This is a genomic window from Pseudoruegeria sp. SHC-113 (genome assembly GCF_025376885.1).
Classification (GTDB): Bacteria; Pseudomonadota; Alphaproteobacteria; order Rhodobacterales; family Rhodobacteraceae; genus Pseudoruegeria.
The window spans coordinates 203896-225209 of record NZ_JAHUBR010000001.1; the positions used below are offsets into that span (position 1 = coordinate 203896).

Genomic DNA, 21314 nt, shown 5'->3' on the forward strand with positions numbered 1-21314 from the left:
TAAACGCCGCTGCCATACATGCGCGTGTAGCCCGCTTTGGCTGGATCAACCCCACTCGGGGGACCCGTTCGGGCGTCTGCATGCGTTGGAAAGAACCGAACCTAGAAGGGTAACAGATCCATGGCCAACTCGCCGCAGTCCAAGAAACGCGCCCGTCAGAACGAGCGCCGCTTCGCCGTCAACAAAGCCCGCCGCTCCCGCATCCGCACCTACCTGCGCAAGGTCGAGGAAGCCATCGCTTCCGGCGACAAGGCCGCTTCTCAGGCCGCTCTGCGCGTTGCAGAATCCGAACTGATGCGTGGCGTGACCAAAGGCATCGTTCACAAGAACACCGCCTCCCGCAAAATCTCCCGCCTGTCTGCCCGCGTGAAAGTGCTGGCCTGATCTGGTCTCAGCCCTGCCTTCGGGGCTGAAAGATGAGTCGTGAATAAGCGCCCTTCGGGGCGCTTTTTTCGTTTGGAGATTCTGCCACTGCATCTCGCATCTGCAGCAACGCGGCAGAAAAACCACACCTTCCGCATGGTCACGGGATTCGATTCAGAGGAGTCCAGAGTCAAGCCAGAAGAGTCGTTGCGACTCGTCTGACGGGCGGGCTAGCTTGGCTGTGCGATTCACATCGTCTTGGGGGGACATGCGAAGCAACCGGGCTGCCGCTCCGGATCATGGGGAACCATCAGCTGATTGCGATGGCCCGTGCCGGATGTGCCGGGTGTGGAAATGTCGGAATTGGGTCTGGCTGCGCCGGGCTTTACCGATCTGAAGGGGATAACCGCGCGTCGATTTGCGTGGGCTCTCTTCTTCACATGTCCATATGGAAAATGGCTCTTGCCACAGGTTGTGCCGGCCCGGATTCGGGCCGCTTGCACGGGATATTTTGTGGCGAAGAGGGCTCGAAGGTCTGAGGCAGACCAGAGCAGCTGAAACACTTGGTTTCAGCCCACGGATGGCTTTTGCCATGCGATCCCCATCGCTTTGTGTGCCGCATGGTTGGCTCCGCTTTGATGCGGCGGAGTTTGCGAGTGATACGGGTCAATAAAGCGCAAAAAAGCGGACGGAAAAAATGACAGAAGAGACGTGGGGACAGGTCAAAGATGAACTTCAGAAATCATTGGGGCGCAGCAACTACACGAATTGGATCGAGCCGCTTGTTTTTCGCGATCTGAAAAGCGGCGTGGCGACGTTTGACGTCCCGACGAGCTTCATCGGCAACTGGGTCTCGCGCAACTTCGGCGATCAGATCCGCCACCATCTTGGCAAAGCCGGTGCGCCAGTGAGCCGGATTGAATTCATCGTGCCCTCCGCCGCGCCCGCACCGTCGGCGCAAGCCGCAAATAGCGAGCCACGCGCCGCCCAGCAGCCCGTCGCCAAGGCCGCCGCTGCGGCTGTCCGCCCGGCCGAGCCCGGCCTGCCCGGCGCACCGCTGGACTCCCGTTTCACCTTCGACAGTTTCGTCGTTGGCAAGCCCAACGAACTGGCCCATGCCGCCGCGCGCCGCGTGGCCGAGGGTGGCCCCGTTACCTTCAACCCGCTGTTCCTCTATGGGGGCGTTGGCCTTGGTAAAACGCACCTGATGCACGCCATCGCCCATGAGCTTCAAGCCAGCCGCCCGGATCTGAACGTCGTCTACCTCTCGGCGGAGCAGTTCATGTACCGCTTCGTGCAGGCGCTGCGCGAGAAGAAGATGATGGACTTCAAGGGCCTCTTCCGCGCTGTCGACGTGCTGATGGTCGATGATGTCCAGTTCATCGCCGGCAAGGACAGCACGCAGGAAGAGTTCTTCCACACGTTCAACGCGCTGGTGGATCAGAACAAGCAGATCATCATCTCCGCCGATCGCGCGCCGGGCGAGATCAAGGATCTGGAAGAGCGCATCAAGTCGCGCCTGCAGAGCGGGCTCGTGGTGGATCTTCACCCGACCGACTACGAGCTGCGCCTTGGCATCCTGCAGCAGAAGGTGGAGCAATACCGCCAGCAGTACCCGGATCTAGTGCTTGCGCCGGGGATCCTCGAATTCCTCGCCCATCGCATCTCCACCAACGTGCGCGTGCTGGAAGGTGCGCTGACGCGGCTCTTCGCCTTCGCCTCCCTCGTGGGGCGCGAGATCACGATGGATCTGGCGCAGGATTGCTTGGCCGATATCCTGCGGGCTTCGGATCGCAAGATCACCATCGAGGAAATCCAGCGCAAGGTGAGCGAGCACTACAACATCCGCCTCTCCGAGATGATCGGCCCCCGCCGGGCGCGCACCATCGCGCGGCCGCGTCAGGTGGCGATGTATCTCTCCAAGCAGCTCACAAGCCGATCGCTCCCGGAAATCGGCCGCCGCTTTGGCGGGCGTGATCACACCACCGTCATGCACGGGGTGAAGCGCATCGAGGAGCTGAAAGGCCATGACCACCAGATCGCCGAAGATCTGGAACTGTTGCGCCGAAGCCTAGAGGCCTAGGGCCGCGCCCGGGAAACGGGCGTCAGCGCTTGACGCCCGTGCCTTTCCAACAGACAGTCCGAAAAAACACTTGAGCTGGGGTGCGAATGGGATACGTTCGACGCCCCGACAGCTGTCAGGAGCGAGGGTTATGAAGATCAGCATTGAACGCGGCACGCTGTTGAAAGCTGTCGCACAGGCGCAGTCGGTCGTGGAGCGCCGCAACACGATCCCGATCCTTGCCAACGTGCTGATCGAGGCCGAAGGCGAGCATGTGAGCTTCCGCGCCACCGATCTGGACATCGAAGTGGTGGACAAGACGCTGGCGCAGGTCGAGCGTGCAGGCGCAACGACGGTGTCCGCCGTGACCCTGCATGAGATCGTGCGCAAGCTGCCCGACGGGGCGCTGGTGCAGCTGACCGAGGAAGCGGCCTCCGGCCGCCTCACGGTGGAAGCGGGTCGCTCCAACTTCTCACTGGCGACGCTGCCGAAAGAAGACTTCCCGGTGATGGCTTCGTCCGAGTACACCGCGAACTTCTCCGCCCCCGCCCCGGCGCTGCGGCGGCTGTTCGACAAATCCAAATTCGCGATTTCCACCGAGGAAACCCGCTACTACCTGAACGGCGTCTACCTGCATGTCTCGCAAGGTGCCGATGGCAAGGTGCTGCGCGCCGTGGCCACCGATGGCCACCGTCTGGCCCGGATCGATGCCGATCTGCCCGCTGGCGCGGAAGAAATGCCCGGCGTGATCGTGCCCCGCAAGACGGTGGGTGAGCTGCGCAAGCTTTTGGAAGACGACGAGGCGCAGATTGCGGTGTCGGTCTCTGAAACAAAGGTGCGTTTCGCCACGCCGGAAATCACTCTGACCTCGAAAGTGATCGACGGCACCTTCCCCGACTACACCCGCGTCATCCCGGCCGGAAACACCCGCCGTCTGGAAGTAGACGCCGGCGAGTTCGCGCAGGCCGTGGACCGTGTGGCGACCGTTTCCTCCGAGCGCTCCCGCGCGGTGAAACTTGCGCTGGACGAAGACCGGCTGGTGCTTTCGGTGAATGCGCCTGACAGTGGCGCCGCTGAGGAAGAACTTGCCGTGGCCTATGGCGACGAGCGGCTGGAGATCGGGTTCAACGCGAAATACCTGCTGGAAATCGCCAGTCAGGTGGACCGTGAGAACGCGGTGTTCCTGTTCAACTCCGCGGGCGACCCGACGCTGATGCGCGAAGGCAATGATGAAAGCGCGGTTTACGTTGTCATGCCGATGCGCGTCTGAGCGCTGTCAGGCCAGACTTCATGCCTCCGGCGGAGATATTTTTGGAACAAAGTGAAAGGGGCGGCCGATGAGCCGCCTCTTTTTGCGCGACCTGCGGCTTTCGCATTTCCGCTCACACAAGGGCGCGCGGCTCAGCCTTGACGGGCGGCCCGTGGCGATCCACGGGCGCAACGGGGCGGGCAAGACCAATATTCTGGAAGCGATCAGCCTGCTGTCGCCGGGGCGCGGGATGCGCCGGGTGGCGGCGGCGGAGATGACCCGTCGGCCCGAGGCGCTGGGATGGAAGGTGGCCGCGCTCGTGGAGCAGGGCGACCGGGCGCATGAGGTCGAGACATGGTCGGAAGGTGGTGCGGCGCGGATCGTGAAGGTGGACGGCAAGGCGGCGACGCAGGTGCAGCTGGGCCGCATCGCGCGGGTGCTCTGGCTGCTGCCCTCGATGGACCGGCTCTGGATCGAGGGCGCGGAGGGGCGGCGGCGGTTTCTGGACCGGATGACGCTGAGTTTCGAGCCCGGCCATGCGGATGTGTCGATCACCTATGAGAAGGCCATGCGCGAGCGCAACCGGCTGCTGAAGGAGCAGATCGACGATCCGCATTGGTATCGCGCGCTGGAGGCGCAGATGGCGGCGGCTGGGGCTGAGATCATCGCCAACCGCGCGCGCGCGGTCGCCGCGCTGCAGGCGGCGCAGGCCGATGCGGAGACGAGCTTTCCGGTGGCCGCGCTTTCCCTACTCTTTGCCGATGGGGCGGAAAGAGGGCCGGAGAGCGAAGAGGCGCTCGCCGCAGGATTTTCCGAGGGCAGGCCTGCGGACCTGCGCGCCGGGCGCACGCTTTTGGGGCCGCACCGCGCTGATCTGGGGGCTGTGTACGCGGCCAAGGGCGTGGCGGCCAAGGATTGCTCGACCGGGGAGCAGAAGGCGCTTCTGGTGTCGCTGATCCTCGCCAATGGCCGCGCTTTGGCGGCGGAGATCGGCGCGCCGCCGATCCTTCTGCTCGACGAGGTGGCGGCCCATCTGGATGCCGAGCGCCGCGCCGCGCTTTACGACGAGATTTGCGCTCTGGGCACGCAGGCCTTCATGACGGGCACCGGGCCAGAGCTGTTCACCGATCTGGGCGAGCGGGCGCAGAGGGTGGAGGTGCTGGAGGCAAATGGCGTGAGCGAGGTGCGGGCCTAGGCCTGCGGCAGGAGCCAGGCGGTGAGCAGGGGGCGCAGCGCGTCCTGCGGATCCTCAAGGCGGGTTTCGATCGAGCAGAAGCCAAGCGCCAGCACATGGTTGATGAAGGCCTCTAGCCCCTCGGCCAAACATTCCGGGCTTTGATCGCGGCGTAGCACGCCTTCGGCCTGCATCTGGGCAATCCAGCCTGCAAGGATGCCCACGCGGCGCTCAAAGGAGCGCGCGACGCCTTCGTTTACATTGCTGCCGATGGTGCCGGAGTAGCGCAGCAGCAGATCGAAGATCTCCCGCTCCGAGCCGATGTAGCGCAGCTGCGGGGCAAGGCGCGCGAGCAGCGCATCGACGCTGTCGGGCGTGCCTTCGGCCTCCATCGCGTCTAGGAGGCGCATCATTTCAGCGCCGATGAGCACCGCCAGAAGGCCGTCCTTGTCGGTGAAATGGGCAAATAGCGTGCCTTTGGCCACGCCCGCTTCCTCCACGATCTCCTCGATGCGCAGACCGGAAAATCCGCGCGTTTCAAGCAGCGCCTGCGTGACCTCGAGCAACTTGGCGCGAGTCTTGAGGCGGCGGGGTTGGGGCGAGGCAGACATGCGGATCCGATCAATTTATGACCACGGTCAATTTATGTATTGACCGCGGTCATTTTTTGGCGTCTAGAAAATGACCGAAGTCATTTTTCTATTCTGGAGAACCCCATGGCAATGCGCAAGATCCTCGTTCTGAACGGCCATCCCGGCGAAACCTCCCTCTCGCGCGCCCTGACCGAGGCCTATGCGCAGGCCGCCACGGCAGCGGGCCATGAGGTGCGCCTGCAGGATCTGGCTGCGATGCGGTTTGATCCGGACTTTGGCGAGGGCGGCTATGAGGCCTCCAAGCCGCTGGAGCCGGATCTGGAGGCCTTCCTGAGCGATCTGGACTGGGCCGAGCATCTGGTGCTGGCCACGCCGCTCTGGTGGGGCGCGATCCCGGCAAAGCTGAAGGGGCTTTTTGACCGGGCGCTTCTGCCGGGGCGCAGCTTCGACACGCGCAACCCAAACGTCCTTGGTCTGCCCGCGCCCATGCTCACCGGAAAAACCGCCCGCGTGCTGCTGACCTCCGACACCCCGCCGGTCTTCCTCTGGCTCTTCTACGGCAATGCGGTGAAGACATTCCTGAGCCGCCAGATCCTCGGCTTTGTCGGCATTCGCCCGACCCGCTACACGACCTTCGCGCCGGCCTCCCATGCGGGCGCGCAGAAGGTGGCGCTCTGGCTGGAACGGGCCGGAAAAATGGGGGCGCGCGCGGCCTGAGTCGGCCCAAGAAAATGGGTCAATCCGCGTGACATTCCCCCGCCGGTTTCGTATAAAATCACAAAAATACGAAGGAAGGCGCGCATGTCCGAAAACGAGCAGATCCCGGCCGAGTATGGAGCCGATTCCATCAAGGTTCTCAAGGGGTTGGAAGCCGTTCGGAAGAGGCCCGGCATGTACATCGGCGACACCGATGATGGCTCGGGCCTTCACCACATGGTTTACGAAGTCGTGGACAACGGCATCGACGAGGCGCTCGCGGGCCACGCCGATGCGGTGACGGTGAAAATCCACGCCGATTCCAGCGTCTCCGTCTGTGACAACGGGCGCGGCATCCCTGTGGACATCCACGCGGAAGAGGGCGTTTCGGCGGCCGAGGTCATCATGACCCAGCTGCACGCCGGCGGGAAGTTCGACAGCAACTCCTACAAGGTCTCCGGTGGTCTGCACGGCGTGGGTGTGTCCGTGGTGAACGCGCTGTCGGACTGGCTGGAGCTGCGCATCTGGCGCAACGGCAAGGAGCACGTCGCGCGCTTTGAGCGTGGCGACACCGTGAAGCATCTGGAAGTGGTCGGCGATTGTGGTGATCGCACCGGCACCGAGGTGCGCTTCATGGCCTCGACCGATACGTTCTCCAACCTCGACTACTCCTTCAAGACGCTGGAAAACCGCCTGCGCGAACTGGCGTTCCTGAACTCCGGGGTGAAAATCATTCTTGAGGACGAACGCCCGGCAGAGCCGCTGCGCAGCGAGCTGTATTACGAGGGCGGCGTGCAGGAATTCGTGCGCTATCTCGATCGCCACAAGACCTCGGCGATGGAAGATCCGATCTTCGTCACCGGCGAGAAGGACGGCATCGGCATCGAAGTCGCCATGTGGTGGAACGACAGCTACCACGAGACGGTTCTGCCCTTCACCAACAACATCCCGCAGCGCGATGGCGGCACCCACCTTGCCGGCTTCCGCGGCGCGCTGACGCGCACGATCAACAACTACGCGCAATCCTCCGGCATCGCCAAGCGCGAGAAGGTGAACTTCACTGGCGACGATGCCCGTGAAGGGCTGACCTGCGTGCTGTCTGTCAAAGTGCCCGATCCGAAATTCTCCTCCCAGACTAAGGACAAGCTCGTCTCTTCCGAGGTGCGCCCGGCTGTGGAAGGGCTGATGAACGAGAAGCTCTCGGAGTGGTTCGAGGAGCACCCCAACGAAGCCAAGCAGATCGTCGGCAAGATCATCGAGGCCGCGCTGGCCCGTGAGGCCGCTCGCAAGGCGCGCGAGCTGACCCGCCGGAAAACGGCGATGGATGTGGCGAGCCTGCCGGGCAAGCTGGCCGATTGTCAGGAAAAGGATCCGAGCAAATCCGAAGTCTTCCTCGTGGAGGGCGACTCCGCCGGTGGCTCCGCCAAACAGGGTCGATCCCGCCACAATCAGGCGGTTCTGCCCCTGCGCGGCAAGATCCTGAACGTGGAGCGTGCGCGGTTTGACCGGATGCTCTCCAGCCAGGAGATCGGCACGCTGATCACCGCGCTTGGCACCGGGATCGGGCGCGACGAGTTCAACATCGGTAAGCTGCGCTACCACAAGGTCGTCATCATGACGGATGCCGATGTGGACGGCGCGCATATCCGCACGCTGCTGCTGACGTTCTTCTTCCGCCAGATGCCGGAGCTGATCGAAGGCGGCTACCTCTATATCGCGCAGCCGCCGCTCTACAAGGTGAGCCGGGGGCGCTCGGAGGTCTACCTCAAGGATCAGGCCGCGCTGGAGGATTACCTGATCGAGCAGGGCATCGACGGCGCGATCCTGCGCCTGCCCAGCGGTGAGGAGATCGCCGGGGCCGATCTGGGCCGCGTCGTGGAAGGGGCGCGCAACTTCAAGCGAATCCTCGATGCTTTCCCGACCCATTACCCGCGCCACATCCTTGAGCAGGCCGCGTTGGCCGGCGCCTTTGATCCGGGCCGGGCCGATGCCGATCTGCAGGCGGTGGCGGAGTCGGTTGCGCGGCGGCTGGATCTGGTGGCCGTGGAGTATGAACGCGGCTGGCAGGGGCGCATCACGCAGGATCACGGCATCCGCCTGACGCGCGTGCTGCGCGGCGTGGAAGAGATCCGAACGCTTGATGGCGCCGTGCTGCGCTCCGGCGAGGCGCGCAAGCTCTCCGAGGTGTCCCAGCCGATCCGCGGCACCTTTGCCGATCCGGCCAATCTGGTGCGCAAGGAGCGCGCGCAGATGATCCACGGGCCGACGGAGCTTCTTAAAGCGATCCTGGCCGAGGGTGAGAAAGGACTCACCCTACAGCGCTACAAGGGGCTGGGGGAGATGAACCCCGATCAGCTCTGGGAAACCACGCTGGACCCGGAAGCGCGCACGCTGCTGCAGGTGCGGGTGGAGGATCTGGCCGAGGCCGATGACATCTTCACCAAGCTCATGGGCGACGTGGTGGAACCGCGCCGCGAGTTCATCCAGAACAACGCGCTGAGCGTGGAGAACCTTGATTTCTGATCAGGGCCGCAAAGCGGAGTGATTTAGCGGGGCCCTCTCAGGGCCCCGTTTTCATTTGGCGAGCCGATAGACGCGCCGGGCCGTGCCGGAAAACAGCGCTTGGATTGTGGAGTCCGGCTGGCCGCTCAGAATGGTTTTAAGCTGGGCCATCTGTTGCTTCAGCGGGCAGTTCACAGTCTCTACGGGCAGGTTAGAGCCGTACATCATCCGCTCGGCACCAAGCGCGGCGAGGGCGAAATCGACGTAGGGCTTGAGCACCGGGGCGGACCACGCGCGATCCGCCGTCCAGAGGCCGGACAGCTTGAGAACGACGTTGGGCGTATCCGAAAGCGCGTCGATCCCGGCAAACCAATCCTTGGCATTGCCCGGCTGATCGGGTTCCAGCGTGGCGAAATGGTTGATCACGATGGTCAGCCCCGGATACGCGGCGGCGAGCGCGGCCACCTCGGGAAGCTGCGCGGGGACAACAACCATCTCAAGGCACAGGCCATGGGCTTCAATAAGGGGAAGCGCTGCGCGGAAGGCGGGCTCCGCCAGAACGCCTGCGCGATCGGCCACCCGCCAGCGCCCGGCGGCGTCATAGGCCACGGGCGTGCGGAGGCCACGAAACACCGGAAAGGCAAGGTTGCGCGCGATTTGCTCTGCGGCCTCTGGCGCGCAGAGATCCACCTCGGCAACCGCCGCGCTTGGCCCCCCCGTGGCGTCAGATAGCTCTTGCAGCCATGCCGTTTCGGCTACGGGATCGTCCGCGCCGCAATTGGCTTGCACATGGACGCTGCCGGTCAAATTGTGGCCTGCGAAATCGTCCTGATAGGCGGAAACGAGGTAATCGCGCTGTAATAGGGTCTTTTCCCCGAACCTCCCCGGCCCGCTCCCGGGAGCCAGCCAGCGGTAGGGAAAGCGTGATAGGTCCCAGAAGTGGTGGTGGGCGTCGATGATCTCGACGCCCTCAAGCGCGGCATCGCTCAATAGGTGGCCCGCCCGCCCGACAGATCGAAGACAGCGCCGGTGGTGAAGCTGTTGTCCTTGGAGCAGAGCCACGCGATCATGGCGGCGGCTTCGGGCAGTTCAAGGAAGCGGCCACGCGGGATCTTGGAGAGCATGTAGTCGATATGCTCCTGCTTCATCTGGTCGAAAATCCGCGTGCGCGCGGCGGCCGGGGTGACGCAGTTCACCGCGATGTCGTAGCCCGCCAGCTCCTTGCCCAGCGATTTCGTCAGGCCGATCACTGCGGCCTTGGAGGCGGAATAGGCCGAGGCGTTCGGGTTGCCTTCCTTGCCCGCCACCGAGGCGATGTTGACGATGCGGCCATAGTTGGCCTCGATCATCGCAGGGACCACGGCGCGGTTCACGTGGAAAGCGCCCAGCAGGTTGATCTCGGTGATCTGGCGGAACTCGTCCACCGGATACTCGGAGAGCGGCGCGTTGGAGCCCGCGACACCGGCGGAGTTCACCAGCACGGCGACCGGCCCGCCTTCCGCGATGGTGCGCGCCATGGCGGCCTCGACACTGGACCAATCGGAGATGTCCACGCCGCAGGCGAAGGAATTCCCGCCGATCTCTGCCGCGGTTTGGGCGGCGAGGGCTTCGTCGCGGTCCCAGATCGCGATCTGGTAGCCGTCTTGCACGAGCCGCTCTGCGACGGCCCGGCCAATGCCCTGTGCGCCGCCGGTGACGATGGCTGTCTGTTGCATGTCTGATTACTCCGCTACGGCAGTGGATGCCGGTTTGATGTCGTGCCGCGTGCCCTGTTTGGCCGAGGCCAGAATCCCGTGCATCACCTCGACGGCGCGCGCGCCCACATGGGCCGGGCTTTCGTTGCGCCCGTGACCCAGTGCGATGTCCACCAGCCGATTAGCGGGGCCTTCGCAGCTGTAGGTCCATGCGCCGTCGGGTACTTCGGCGGTTTCCACTACGCCACCCGGAAGTTTCAGGGTGAGGCGCTGGGTTTCGATGTCCAGAACCACGGAGCCTTCGGTGCCATAGAGCCGGATATCGACTTCAAACCCGTGGCCGTTCGGCACGCCGCAGCTGCCCGAGAACACGCCCGTCGCGCCGTTCTCAAACACCACCGTGGCGGCGTCATGCAGATCGATCGCGGTGGGGGCGTCGAAGGTCTCCGCCCTCACGGTGGAGGCGCGCAGATCGGTGAGCCAGAAGAGGATGCCGAGCGCGTGGGAAAGCTGGCCATAAACATAGCCGCCGCCCTGTTCCGGCGCTTCCCATGTGGAGCGGTCCGGCTGAATGGCGATGTGTTTCCAACGCTCCATGCCACCGCCCGAGAAGATCCCCCGCGTGAAGGAGGCCATGTGGCAGACGACATGCTCAATCTCACCAATACGCGCGATCATGGCGCGGGCTTCATCAAGGCCGGGCTTGTAGTTCCACCCGTAAGCAACCAGCAGTTCCTTGCCGCTGGCCTCGGCGATGCGCGCCAGCTCCCAGGCTTCCGCAGGATCGAGGCACATGGGTTTTTCCACCAGCACGTGACACCCCTTTTCGAGGAAGGCCTTCGCCTGTTCGAAATGCAGGTGATGCGGCGAGGCGATCACGGCGATGTCGATCTCGCGCTCCAGCACGTCGCGCCAGTTCTCGGTGGCGAAGGCGAAGCCGAATTCCTTGCGGATCAGCTCAAGCTCTTCCGCGCCCAAGCGGCAGACACTGTCCAGCTCCACCTCGTCGCGGGCGGCGAGCACGGGGATATGCATGCGATAGGCAAAATGCCCGGCGCCGATGATGGCCGCTTTTACCATGCGCGTGCTCCCGCATCTGTGGGGGCGAAATCGGTCTGAGCCGTCATGTGCTGCTCCTGAGTTTCAATGTGTAGCCCACATCCAGAACCGCGTGGTCGGACTCCGCCCCTTGCAGGCGGGCGAGCGTTTTGGTGGCGGCCTGTTCGCCGATGTCGCGGCCAAGGATCTGGACCGTTGTCATCGGCACCGGCAGCAGGGCGGAAAGGCTGAGATCACCGAACCCGGCGATGGCCACGTCTTGCGGCACGCTGATCCCATGCGACAGCGCCCAGAGCATCGCGCCCTGCGCCGGCAGTTCGGCAAGGAAGAATACAGCGTCCGGCTTGCGCGGGCGCGCCATGAGTGATTGCAGGATCGGCCCGCCGCTTTCGATGGTGGCGGGGTTTTCGAACTCCACGATCGTGTCGCTGCGCACCTCGCGCCCGGCGGACTTCATGGCTTCCACAAAGCCGCGCGTCCGGTCCGCGGCCTGGTCATTGTTGATGGAAGAGCCGCCGACCATCACGATCTCCCGGTAGCCCTTGCCGATCAGATATTGCGTCATCTCCACGGCGGCGGCGTGGTTGTCGAAGCCCACGGCGGTGTCGATCACGCCGTCGCGCTTGTTCCAGGCTTCCACCACGGGGCCGGGGAAACGTTCCAGCAGTTTGCGGGTGGCCTCGGTGTGGGAGAAGCCGGTGAGGATGATCCCGTCGGCCTGCCGCGCGATGAAGGTGCGAATCGCTTCTTCTTCCTTCTCGGGCGACCAGTTGCTCACCGCCAGAAGCATGCGCTGCCCGTGGGGCTCCAGCGTCTTGGAGACGCCTTCCGCGAAATCGGCAAACAGCGAGCTGGCGAGGATCGGCACGACGACGCCGATCATGTCGGAGCGCTGGGAGACGAGCGAGCGCGCGGCGAGGTTGGGGATATAGCCCAATTCGTCAATCGTGGCCTGAATCTTCGCGCGCGTGTCCGCGTGCACGGTTTCGGGCTGACGCAGGGCGCGTGACACGGTGATCAGCGAAAGCCCGGAGGCTTTCGAAACGTCTTTCAGGGTCACTTTTTTGCCAGGTCCAGACACGGCGAATTCCTTATTCTCAAATGCTCGTCAAATCCCCGCAGGGGTTTTTGGAGCGTCGAGTATCCGGGCGAGAAAGCCAATCAGATTTTCGATTGACATACGAGTATCATTGCCTCTAGGGTCCGTCAATATCAAATGATACTCGTATATCATGTGATCACAGGCGCCGCAGGAGGCGGTGCTAGCATCCGGGAGGAGGATACTATGAAACATCAAATCAGCCGTCGCCGTTTCCTTGGCACCACGGCCGCCGCGGGTGCCTTGGCAACCGCACCGCTCTCCAGCGCCAAGGCCGCTTCGGGCGAGCTTTCGGTCTGGAAATTCGGCGGCACGCCGAACGAGGTGGAGCAATGGGCCGGGCGCAACGATGCGTTCTCTGCCGCCCATTCCGACATCGACCTGAACTACTCCTATTTCAACGGCCAGATCCGCCGTCAGAAGATCCTCGCGGGCTTCCAGACGAAGCGCCTTGCCGATGTGATCATCGCCTTCGGGCAGGACATCCCGGAATTCGTCGGCTTCGACATGGTGCAGCCGCTGGACGACATCGCCGCCGACAAGATCCCCGGCTGGAAAGAGCGCATCGTGCCCGAGGTGATGGCCTCCGGCATGCACGAGGGTAAGCTCTACGGCCTGCCGACCTATGTGGACATGGCGAGCTTCCTTGCCGTGAACCTCGACGCGCTGGAAGAAGCCGGGTATGATCGCCCGCCGGCCACGTGGTCCGAGCTGCGCGAATACGCCAAGGCAATGACGAAGCCGGATCGCCCGGGCCTCGCCTTCCCTGCCACCACCGCGCCGGTGGACATCAACATCTTCGAAGGCATCGCCTACGCCAATGGCGGGCGGATCTTCGACGAGGAAACCGGCCAGGTCACGCTCAACGATCCGGGCGTTGTAGATGCGCTGCAGCTCTATGTTGATCTGATCGCCGATGGCTCCACCCCGCCGGCCACCTCGCTCACCGAGACCTTCTTCCGCGACACCGCCCAGCTCTTCGGCCAAGGCCGCTCCGCCATGTGGATTGGCCTCTCGTGGCTCAACACGCCCTGGGGTGTGAACGAAGACGTGCGCTGGACCGGCGTGCCGATGCCGCGTCCGGATACGCCCTCGGGCAGCTTTGCACCGGTGAACGCGATCATGGATCCGACCGCGATCCTGATGGTTTCTTCCCGTGCGAAGAACCCGGAAGCGGCTGTGGAATACCTCGATTTCTGGTCGCAGGACGAGCAGCTCGAGATCTGGGGTGGCCAGCCGGAAGTGGCAAGAATCCCCGCAGGCAAGGCCGCATGGGACAACGCCGAACTGGCGGAAGTCTGGCCGAACTGGGTCGAGGCCTACAACGCCGGCACGCTGTTCGAGGGTGCTGCTCCGATGCCGCGTTTCATCGGCGTCTCCGCCATCGAAAGCGCGCTTGGCACAGCCATTCAGGAAGCCGTGCTGGGGCAGAAAACCCCGCAACAGGCACTCGATGACGCAACCAAGGCCGCTCAGACGCAGATTGACCTGATCCGCGGCTGATCCCCGGCAAGCAAAGGGCCCGAAGACAATGCAGAATGACCGCCTCCTGGCGTATTTCATGATTTTGCCCGTGGTGGTCGCCGTTCTGGCGTTCGTCATCGGGCCCACCTACAACGTGGCCACGCTCAGCCTGACGAAGATCGTCATGGGGCAGGAGCGTGGTTTCGGGACGCTGAGCAACTTCAGCGCCCTGACCTCTGATCCGGTCTTCTGGCTGGTGATGAAAAACACCGCCATCTGGATCCTCGGCGGCACGCTCCTGTGCGTCTGTGTCGGCCTTGGCGTCGGCACTTTCCTCGCCGTGGACAGCAAGATGACCTCGGTGCTGCGTGCGCTGATCCTGCTGCCTTGGGTGCTGCCCGATGTGGTGACGGCCATGGCGTGGAAATGGATGCTGCACGGGCAGGTGGGCATCATCGGGCAGACGCTCGAATCCACCGGCCTGACGGAAGAGGCGATTTCCTTCCTTGGCGATCCGGACCTCGTGATGTGGACGCTCGTCGTCGTGCTGATCTGGCGCAAGATGCCGCTGGTGGCGCTGATCTTGTGCGCCGCGATCCGCTCGGTGCCGGACGATCAGATGGAAGCCGCGCGGATGGACGGGGCCACGGCCTTTGAGCGCTTCCGCTTCGTGGTGATCCCCAACATCGCCTTCTCGCTGACCGCCGTAACGGTGATCTCGATGATCTGGATCACCGCCGAATTTGCCCTGCCGTGGATCATGACGGGCGGTGGCCCGGCCAACGCCAGCCAGATCATGGCGACGTATATCTACCAGCAGAGTTTCGAATTCTTCAATTGGGGCGTGGCCTCGGCCATGTCGGTGATCAACCTCGTGATGCTCGCCTCCATCGTCGGTCTCTACCTCTACATCAACCGCCGCTCCTGGGCCTCGGAGGCTTCCGAATGAACGAATCTCCCCGCACCCTCTACTGGCTCGGCCTGAGCTGCGTCGGCCTGATCATCGCGATCTACATCCTGTTCCCGGTGTTCTGGCTGTTCCTCGCCTCGTTCAAAACGCAGGCCGAACTGGCGCAGCTGCCGATTTCCTTCTGGCCGGAAGCGCCCTCGCTCGAAGCCTACAAGGCGCTGTTCTCCCCGACGCACCAGAAGGGGCAGCTGCTGGACTGGCCGCGCCTGATCGGCAACAGCTTCTTCATCGCGATCACCTCGACGATCCTCGTTGTCTTCTTCGGCACGCTCGCAGGCTACGCTTTTGCCCGGCTCAGCTTTCCGGGGCGCGATCTGATCCTTGGCGGCCTTCTGATCAGCCGGATGTTTCAGGGCGCAGCCCTTCTGCTGCCGACCTATCGCCTGATGAGCATGATCGGCCTGCAGGACAACCCGATCGGCCTCGTGCTGCTCTACTCCGCCTTCGGTCTGCCCTTCGCGACGTGGATCATCGCCTCGTCCTTGCGCGAAATCCCACGCGAGCTGGAGGAAAGCGCGATGATGGATGGCGCGAGCCGTATCCAGAGCATGGTTATGGTGGTGTTGCCGCTGGCCACGCCCGCGCTGATCACCGCTGCCATGTGGCATTTCGTGGGCGCGTGGTCGGAGTTTGCCTTCGCCTCGATCCTGCTTGAATCCAACGAAAACAAGACGGTGACAATCGGGCTGGCGAGCTTCGTGGAGCTGTTCACGCTGGAGTTCCAGTTCGTCGGTGCTGCCGCTACCATCGTGGCTCTGCCGATCATGCTCGTCTTCTTCTTCGGGCAGCGCTACTTCACGCGCGGCCTGCTGGCCGGGGCCGTGAAAGGATGAAGATCCGTGCGATCTCTGCGCGGGCGGTGGATTGCGGCTTCCAGAAGCAGGCACTCCAGACCACCCGCGTGGCCTCGCCCATGTCGCGGTTCCCCCGGTTTGCCGAGGCCCGTGCCAGCTGGATGTGGCCCTCGAAGAAGACCTTCGTGCGCGTGGAGGCCGACAACGGCTTCGTCGGCTGGGGCTGCACCAATGGCGGCGAGATCACGGAGATGATCGTCAATAGCCACCTTGCCCGCCTGTTTGAGGGCGAGGCAGCGGACGCAGCGCAGATCCATGCGCAGGCCACGGCCTCGCTGCTGCCCAACGATCGCTCCGGCTTCGCGATGATGGCCGTGGCCGCGCTCGACATCGCGCTCTGGGATCTGCAGGCCAAGGCGCAAGGCAAGGCGCTGGTGGATTTGTTGGGCGGCTCCGAGCTAGAGACCTTGCCCGTCTACATGACAACCGGCCGCCCGGAGGCCTTCGCGGGTGGCGGCTGGCAGGGGCTGAAGGCGGCCGCGCCCTATGGGCCGGAGTCCGGCGATGAGGGCTTGGCGGAAAACGTCGCCCTGATGCGCCGCTTTGCCGAGGCAGCGGGCCCGGACCAACCGATCATGATCGATGCTTTCCTGTCGTGGGATGCCGACTACACCCTGCGCTTTGCCGAGGCCTGCAAGGATCTGCCGCTGGCGTGGATCGAAGATCCGATCCCGCCGCAGGATGTGGAGGGCCTCAGGAAAATCCGCCGCGAGATGGACCCGGGGATCGCGCTGGCGCTGGGCAACTTCGCCTTCTCCTACGCCGATGCCGCCGATCTTCTGCGCAGCGGCACCGTGGGCGTGCTGCAGCCCGACATCGCATGGGCCGGGGGCATCACCGAAACGCTGCGCATCCTCGCGCTGGCGGAGGCCGTCGACACGGAAGTGATCCTGCACAACAGCTGCGAGCAGCCCTGGGCGCTGGCCATGGCCGCCGCCTGCCAAAGCAAAGCGCGGGTGGAATGCGTGGACCGGGGCGAAAGCTCTCCGCTCTACAGCCTCCTCGCCCCGCGCGCCGACATCGCGAACGGCCAGGTGGCCGTTCCCCGCCAGATCAGCGGCTTTGCGCCGCCGCACTTCGTATCGGCCGCCTTCGAGGCCGCCCCAGAACCATCCAAGGGAGGGTGATCCGATGGGATCCGTTGCACTCAGAAACATCCGCAAATCCTACGGCGCCGTCGAGGTGCTGCACGGGATCGACCTCGACATCAAGGACGGTGAATTCACCGTGCTCGTCGGCCCCTCCGGCTGCGGGAAATCCACCCTCCTGCGCTCCATCGCCGGGCTGGAAACCATTTCGGATGGCGAGATCGCGCTGGATGGCGCGGTGATCAACCGCCTGCAGCCGAAAGAACGCAACATCGCCATGGTGTTCCAGAACTACGCGCTCTACCCGCATATGAGCGTGGCGAAGAATATGGCGTTTTCGCTGCGTCTGGCGAAGGAGCCACAGGCCGAGATCGACCGCAAGGTGCAGGCCGCCGCCGAGATCCTCGATCTCGCGCCGCTCTTGGATCGCTACCCGCGTCAGCTCTCCGGCGGCCAACGCCAGCGCGTCGCCATGGGCCGCGCCATCGTGCGGGATCCGGAAGTCTTCCTGTTCGACGAGCCGCTCTCCAACCTCGACGCCAAGCTGCGGGTGCAGATGCGCGCCGAGATCAAGGAGCTGCACCAGCGCCTGAAAACCACCACGATCTACGTGACCCACGATCAGATCGAAGCCATGACGATGGCCGACAAGATCGTCGTCATGCGCGGCGGCCACGTGGAGCAGATCGGCTCCCCGCTGGAGCTTTACGACCGCCCCGCAAGCGTCTTCGTGGCCGGGTTCATCGGCTCCCCCGCCATGAATTTCCTGCCCGCGAAAGCCGCAGGCGCCGCGCTGCACACAGCCTCGGGCACGCCGTTGGGCGAAAGCCCCGTGGCGCTGGAGACCGGGCGCGAGGTGATCGCTGGTGTCCGTCCCGAGGATCTGCGCCTTGCCGATGCGGGCCTGCCCGCGAAGGTCGTTGTGGTGGAGCCCACGGGCGCGGAAACCCAGCTGATCCTGCGCAGCGCCGACGGGGCCATCGTGCTCACCACGCGTGATCGCGTCACGGCCGCGCCGGGCGATACGGTCCACCTGCAGATCGAGCCGGGCAAGCTGCATGTGTTTGACGCCCAGACCGAGGCCGCGATCCGTCCCGAAAGCCAAGCGTAATGAAGATCAGCGACGTCAAAGTCATCCGGTTCCGCACCCATGCGGACCGCTGGGACATCGGCCACGCGCGTTTGAAGAAGAACGCGAAGGTGATCCAGACGGTGACCTGCATCGAAACCGATGAAGGGCTCACGGGCTACTTCTTCGGCGGCGGCAAACATGGCGATCAGGATGGCATGACGCCGGACGAGCAGCGCCTGATCGAGGGGCAGGTGCGCTCCATGATCCTTGGGGCCGATCCCTTCGACCGGGAGCTGATCTGGAAATGGATGTGGGTGCGCAACATCCCCGAAGTGGCCCAAAGCGTGATCGATTGCGCGCTCTGGGATCTGGCCGCGCGCCACGCTGGCCTGCCGGTGTACAAGTTGATGGGTGGCGCGCGCGACAAGGTCCCGGCCTACGCCTCAACCTATCCCAACATCGGCCAGCCCGAGGTCTATGCCGAGCACGCGCTGGCCTGCAAAGCGGAAGGCTATCAGGCCTACAAGATCCACCCGCATTACTTCTGGAACCCGGACACCGGCCTGCCCACCAATGGCCGCCCCTCCAACATCCGCGCCGACATCGAGACGATCAACCTCGTGCGCGAGGCCGTAGGGCCGGACATGGTGCTGATGTATGACGTCTGGGGCACCTACCACACCTTTGAAGAGACGGTGAAAGTCGGCCGTGAGCTGGAGCGGCTGGATTTCTACTGGTACGAGCATCCGATGCCCGAATACCGCGTCGAGACCTACCGCCGCCTCTGCCGGGAGCTCTCGATCCCGATCCTCGCCCCCGAGATCGCGGCTGGCGGTGTCTTCACCCGCGCCGAATGGATCCTGCAGGGTGCCTCCGACATGAGCCGGATGGACATCCGCCGCGGCGGCATCACCGGCTGCCGCAAGACGGCCATCGTCTGCGAGGCCTATGGCCAGCGCTGCGAGGTGCATATGGCGGGCTGGGGCAATCTGCAGGTCATGGGGGCAACCCACGAGGACACCAGCGAGTGGTACGAGAAGGGCCTGCTGGCCCCGGGCGTCGATTACGACGCGCCGCACCCCTACCTGAAGCGCAACTGCGATCCGATGGATGCGGAGGGCTACGTGGCCCTGCCGCAGGTGCCGGGCATGGGCTACGAGCCGATCTGGGACTACATCGAAGACAACAGGGTGGCGGCATGAGCGCGTTTCGCCGGGCCTGGACGATGCGCCTGAAGGAAGGCGCGGAAAGCCGCTACGACGCCGCCCATGCCGCCGTCTGGCCGGAGCTTCTGGCGCAGATGCGCGCCAGCGGGATCGAGCGGTTCCACCTCTTCCGCGACGGCACCACCGTCTTTGCCTTTCAGGAGCGGCAGGCCCCTTTCCCAAGCCACGACACCAGCCCCGCCCCCGTCACGCTGAAGTGGTGGCGCGAGATGGAAGCCCTGATGGAGACCGACGCCGAGGGCCGCCCCATTCACAACGTGCTGACCGAAGTGTTCGCCCTGCCAGAGATGGAGATAAAACCATGACCGCCGCCCCTAATGGCCAGAACAAAGGGCTGACAAAGGGTCTAACTGGGATCGTCCCGATCCTTCTCACGCCCTTCAACGACGATGGCAGCATCGACTACGGCAGCCTGCGCTGCGAGGTGGATGCGATGGTCCGCGCCGGGGTGCATGGGATCGGTATCGCCATCGGCAGCGAGATCTTCAAGCTCACCCGCGAAGAGCGCCGCGAGATGCTGCGCGCCGTGGCGGATCAGATCGAGGGGCGGATGCCCCTGATCATGAATGTCTCGGCCCCCGGCACCGATGTCGCCGTGCAACTGGCCGAGGAGGCCGCGCGCGCCGGGGCCACGCGGCTGATGATCTGGCCGCCGGATTTCTTTGCGACCGGCCCGGACGCGGTGATCCAGCATCTGGACCGCATCGCCACGGCAACCAACCTGCCCATCGTCCTGCAGGACGTGCCGCAGGCCCCGATCTCGCCCGCGCTCGCGCTGCGCATCGTCGAGGCCGTGCCGCTCGTGGACACGATCAAGGTGGAAACCCAGCCAACCGTTTCGCAGGTCAACGCGATGGTCGCGGCGGTGGGCGACAGGCTCGCCATTCTGGGCGGGGCTGGCGGTGGCACGCTGGTGGAGGAATTCCGCCGGGGCGCACGCGGCACCATGCCCTTCGCCAGCCAGGCGGATGATTTCATGGCCGTCTGGCGGCTTCTCGAAGCGGGCGATGAGGCCGCGGCCTTCAGCCATCTGGAAAGCCGGATCCTGCCTGTCAGCCGCCTCGGCTTCCAGTCGGCGGATCTCTTTTACCACATCCACAAGGCGCTGCTCACGCGCGCCAAGATCTTCAAGGCGCCCCATGTGCGCCCGCCCACCGTCGCCCCCGACGCGCAGACGCGCGTCGAGATCGCGGCCATGGTGGACCGCATGGTGCCCGGCAAACAGAAACAGAAGGAATTGACATGAAACTGATGCGCGTAGGCCCGCAAGGCAGCGAACGCCCGGCCCTTCAGCACACCGACGGAACCATCCGCGATCTCTCCGGTGAGATCGAGGACATTGCCGGCGCGGCGCTTCTGCCCGAAGCGATTGCGGCGCTCCAAAGCCTTTCTCCCGAGGCGCTCCCTGTGATCGAAAGCGGGGTGCGCATTGCCCCCTGTGTTGGTCGCGTCGGCAAATTTATCTGCATCGGCCTGAACTACGCTGATCATGCTGCCGAAAGCGGCATGGAGGTGCCGAAAGAGCCGGTGATCTTCATGAAGGCAACCTCCGCGATCTGCGGGCCGAATGATGATGTTTACCTGCCGCGCGGGGCCGAGAAGGGCGATTGGGAGGTTGAACTGGGCGTGGTGATCGGCCGCGTGGCCAAGGACGTGAGCGAGGCGGAGGCGCTGGAGCATGTGGCCGGCTATTGCGTCGTCAACGATCTCTCCGAGCGTGCCTTCCAGCTGGAGCACGGCGGCCAATGGGTGAAGGGCAAATCCGCCGACACTTTCGGCCCCATCGGCCCGTGGCTCGTGACGCGCGACGAGGTGGGCGATACCTCCAACCTCGGCATGTGGCTCGATCTGAACGGCGAGCGTGTGCAGGACGGTTCCACCAAGACGATGATCTTCAACGTTGCGCATGTGGTCTCGTACCTGTCGCGCTACATGTCGCTGCAGCCGGGTGACATCATCTCCACCGGCACGCCGCCGGGTGTGGGCTTCGGCATGAAGCCGACGCGCTACCTGAAGGCCGGGGACACGATGCGCCTTGGCATCGAAGGGCTGGGCGAGCAGGCCCAGACGGTGCATCAGGGATAGGGAAACGGCGCGCTTTCCAGAAGCGCGCCGCCTTATGTTCGGAGCCCGCGCACCGGCGAGACCG

General features: G+C 64.3%; 20 protein-coding genes. 15 read left to right on the forward strand and 5 right to left on the reverse strand.

Annotation, left to right across the window (positions count from 1 at the left end):
* The first annotated feature begins 120 nt into the window (after window positions 1-120).
* The 4 genes from rpsT to recF all read left to right on the forward strand — a co-directional run bounded on the left by rpsT (window position 121) and on the right by recF (window position 4869).
* Entirely contained in the window at window positions 121-384 is a 264-nt protein-coding gene (gene rpsT / locus KVX96_RS01010) for a 30S ribosomal protein S20 (RefSeq protein ID WP_261192062.1), read from the forward strand.
* Window positions 385-1060: 676 nt separating this feature from the next.
* Window positions 1061-2446, forward strand: a complete 1386-nt coding sequence (dnaA, locus tag KVX96_RS01015) for a chromosomal replication initiator protein DnaA (protein WP_261192063.1) — start codon at window positions 1061-1063, stop codon at window positions 2444-2446.
* A 130-nt stretch (window positions 2447-2576) separates the two neighbouring features.
* Window positions 2577-3695, forward strand: a complete 1119-nt coding sequence (gene dnaN / locus KVX96_RS01020; protein ID WP_261192064.1) for a DNA polymerase III subunit beta — start codon at window positions 2577-2579, stop codon at window positions 3693-3695.
* Between the two features lie 67 nt (window positions 3696-3762).
* Window positions 3763-4869 carry a DNA replication/repair protein RecF gene (gene recF, locus KVX96_RS01025; protein ID WP_261192065.1) on the forward strand — a complete coding sequence of 369 codons (1107 nt, stop codon included), beginning with the start codon at window positions 3763-3765 and terminating at the stop codon, window positions 4867-4869.
* On the opposite strand, the gene KVX96_RS01030 is transcribed toward recF, so the two are convergent.
* Window positions 4866-5414, reverse strand: coding sequence for a TetR/AcrR family transcriptional regulator (locus KVX96_RS01030; protein ID WP_261192066.1), 549 nt, complete (start codon window positions 5412-5414; stop codon window positions 4866-4868). The two genes, recF and KVX96_RS01030, sit on opposite strands and share 4 nt — an antisense overlap.
* A 150-nt stretch (window positions 5415-5564) precedes the next feature.
* Here KVX96_RS01030 and KVX96_RS01035 point away from each other — a divergent pair, with 150 nt between their 5' ends.
* Together KVX96_RS01035 and gyrB are read left to right on the forward strand one after the other, a co-directional pair.
* Window positions 5565-6158 carry an NAD(P)H-dependent oxidoreductase gene (locus KVX96_RS01035; RefSeq protein ID WP_261192067.1) on the forward strand — a complete coding sequence of 198 codons (594 nt, stop codon included), beginning with the start codon at window positions 5565-5567 and terminating at the stop codon, window positions 6156-6158.
* An 84-nt stretch (window positions 6159-6242) separates the two neighbouring features.
* Window positions 6243-8660: a DNA topoisomerase (ATP-hydrolyzing) subunit B gene (gyrB, locus tag KVX96_RS01040; protein WP_261192068.1), complete on the forward strand. Its 2418-nt coding sequence runs from the start codon at window positions 6243-6245 to the stop codon at window positions 8658-8660.
* A 51-nt stretch (window positions 8661-8711) separates the two neighbouring features.
* Here gyrB and KVX96_RS01045 read toward each other — a convergent pair whose 3' ends face one another.
* From KVX96_RS01045 to KVX96_RS01060, 4 genes are read right to left on the reverse strand one after another with little or no spacing between them, the layout of a single operon-like run.
* Entirely contained in the window at window positions 8712-9629 is a 918-nt protein-coding gene (locus KVX96_RS01045; protein WP_261192069.1) for an amidohydrolase family protein, read from the reverse strand.
* Window positions 9626-10354, reverse strand: a complete 729-nt coding sequence (locus KVX96_RS01050; RefSeq protein WP_261192070.1) for an SDR family NAD(P)-dependent oxidoreductase — start codon at window positions 10352-10354, stop codon at window positions 9626-9628. The genes KVX96_RS01045 and KVX96_RS01050 overlap by 4 nt, the downstream gene beginning before the upstream one ends.
* A gap of 6 nt (window positions 10355-10360) precedes the next feature.
* Window positions 10361-11413 carry a Gfo/Idh/MocA family protein gene (locus KVX96_RS01055; protein ID WP_261192071.1) on the reverse strand — a complete coding sequence of 351 codons (1053 nt, stop codon included), beginning with the start codon at window positions 11411-11413 and terminating at the stop codon, window positions 10361-10363.
* 43 nt (window positions 11414-11456) lie between these two features.
* Window positions 11457-12452, reverse strand: a complete 996-nt coding sequence (locus KVX96_RS01060) for a LacI family DNA-binding transcriptional regulator (protein WP_261192072.1) — start codon at window positions 12450-12452, stop codon at window positions 11457-11459.
* 225 nt (window positions 12453-12677) lie between these two features.
* Here KVX96_RS01060 and KVX96_RS01065 point away from each other — a divergent pair, with 225 nt between their 5' ends.
* The 9 genes from KVX96_RS01065 to KVX96_RS01105 are packed head-to-tail and all read left to right on the forward strand — an operon-like array spanning window position 12678 to window position 21250.
* Window positions 12678-13994 (forward strand): ABC transporter substrate-binding protein, encoded by a 1317-nt coding sequence (locus KVX96_RS01065; RefSeq protein WP_261192073.1) that lies wholly within the window; start codon window positions 12678-12680, stop codon window positions 13992-13994.
* A gap of 58 nt (window positions 13995-14052) precedes the next feature.
* Complete coding sequence (locus KVX96_RS01070; protein WP_261192074.1) at window positions 14053-14904, forward strand: carbohydrate ABC transporter permease; 852 nt, start codon at window positions 14053-14055, stop codon at window positions 14902-14904.
* Window positions 14901-15758 (forward strand): carbohydrate ABC transporter permease, encoded by an 858-nt coding sequence (locus KVX96_RS01075; RefSeq protein ID WP_261192075.1) that lies wholly within the window; start codon window positions 14901-14903, stop codon window positions 15756-15758. Before KVX96_RS01070 ends, KVX96_RS01075 begins: the two co-directional genes overlap by 4 nt.
* A complete protein-coding gene (locus tag KVX96_RS01080) occupies window positions 15755-16906 on the forward strand; it encodes an enolase C-terminal domain-like protein (RefSeq protein WP_261192076.1) in 1152 nt (383 codons plus the stop codon). The genes KVX96_RS01075 and KVX96_RS01080 overlap by 4 nt, the downstream gene beginning before the upstream one ends.
* Before the next feature lie 4 nt (window positions 16907-16910).
* Window positions 16911-17978, forward strand: a complete 1068-nt coding sequence (locus KVX96_RS01085) for an ABC transporter ATP-binding protein (protein WP_261192077.1) — start codon at window positions 16911-16913, stop codon at window positions 17976-17978.
* Entirely contained in the window at window positions 17978-19141 is a 1164-nt protein-coding gene (locus KVX96_RS01090) for an enolase C-terminal domain-like protein (RefSeq protein WP_261192078.1), read from the forward strand. The genes KVX96_RS01085 and KVX96_RS01090 overlap by 1 nt, the downstream gene beginning before the upstream one ends.
* Window positions 19138-19470 (forward strand): L-rhamnose mutarotase, encoded by a 333-nt coding sequence (locus KVX96_RS01095; protein WP_261192079.1) that lies wholly within the window; start codon window positions 19138-19140, stop codon window positions 19468-19470. The genes KVX96_RS01090 and KVX96_RS01095 overlap by 4 nt, the downstream gene beginning before the upstream one ends.
* Window positions 19467-20411, forward strand: a complete 945-nt coding sequence (locus KVX96_RS01100; protein ID WP_261192080.1) for a dihydrodipicolinate synthase family protein — start codon at window positions 19467-19469, stop codon at window positions 20409-20411. The genes KVX96_RS01095 and KVX96_RS01100 overlap by 4 nt, the downstream gene beginning before the upstream one ends.
* On the forward strand, window positions 20408-21250 hold the full coding sequence (locus KVX96_RS01105; protein WP_261192081.1) for a fumarylacetoacetate hydrolase family protein: 843 nt from the start codon (window positions 20408-20410) through the stop codon (window positions 21248-21250). Before KVX96_RS01100 ends, KVX96_RS01105 begins: the two co-directional genes overlap by 4 nt.
* Window positions 21251-21314: the final 64 nt, after the last annotated feature.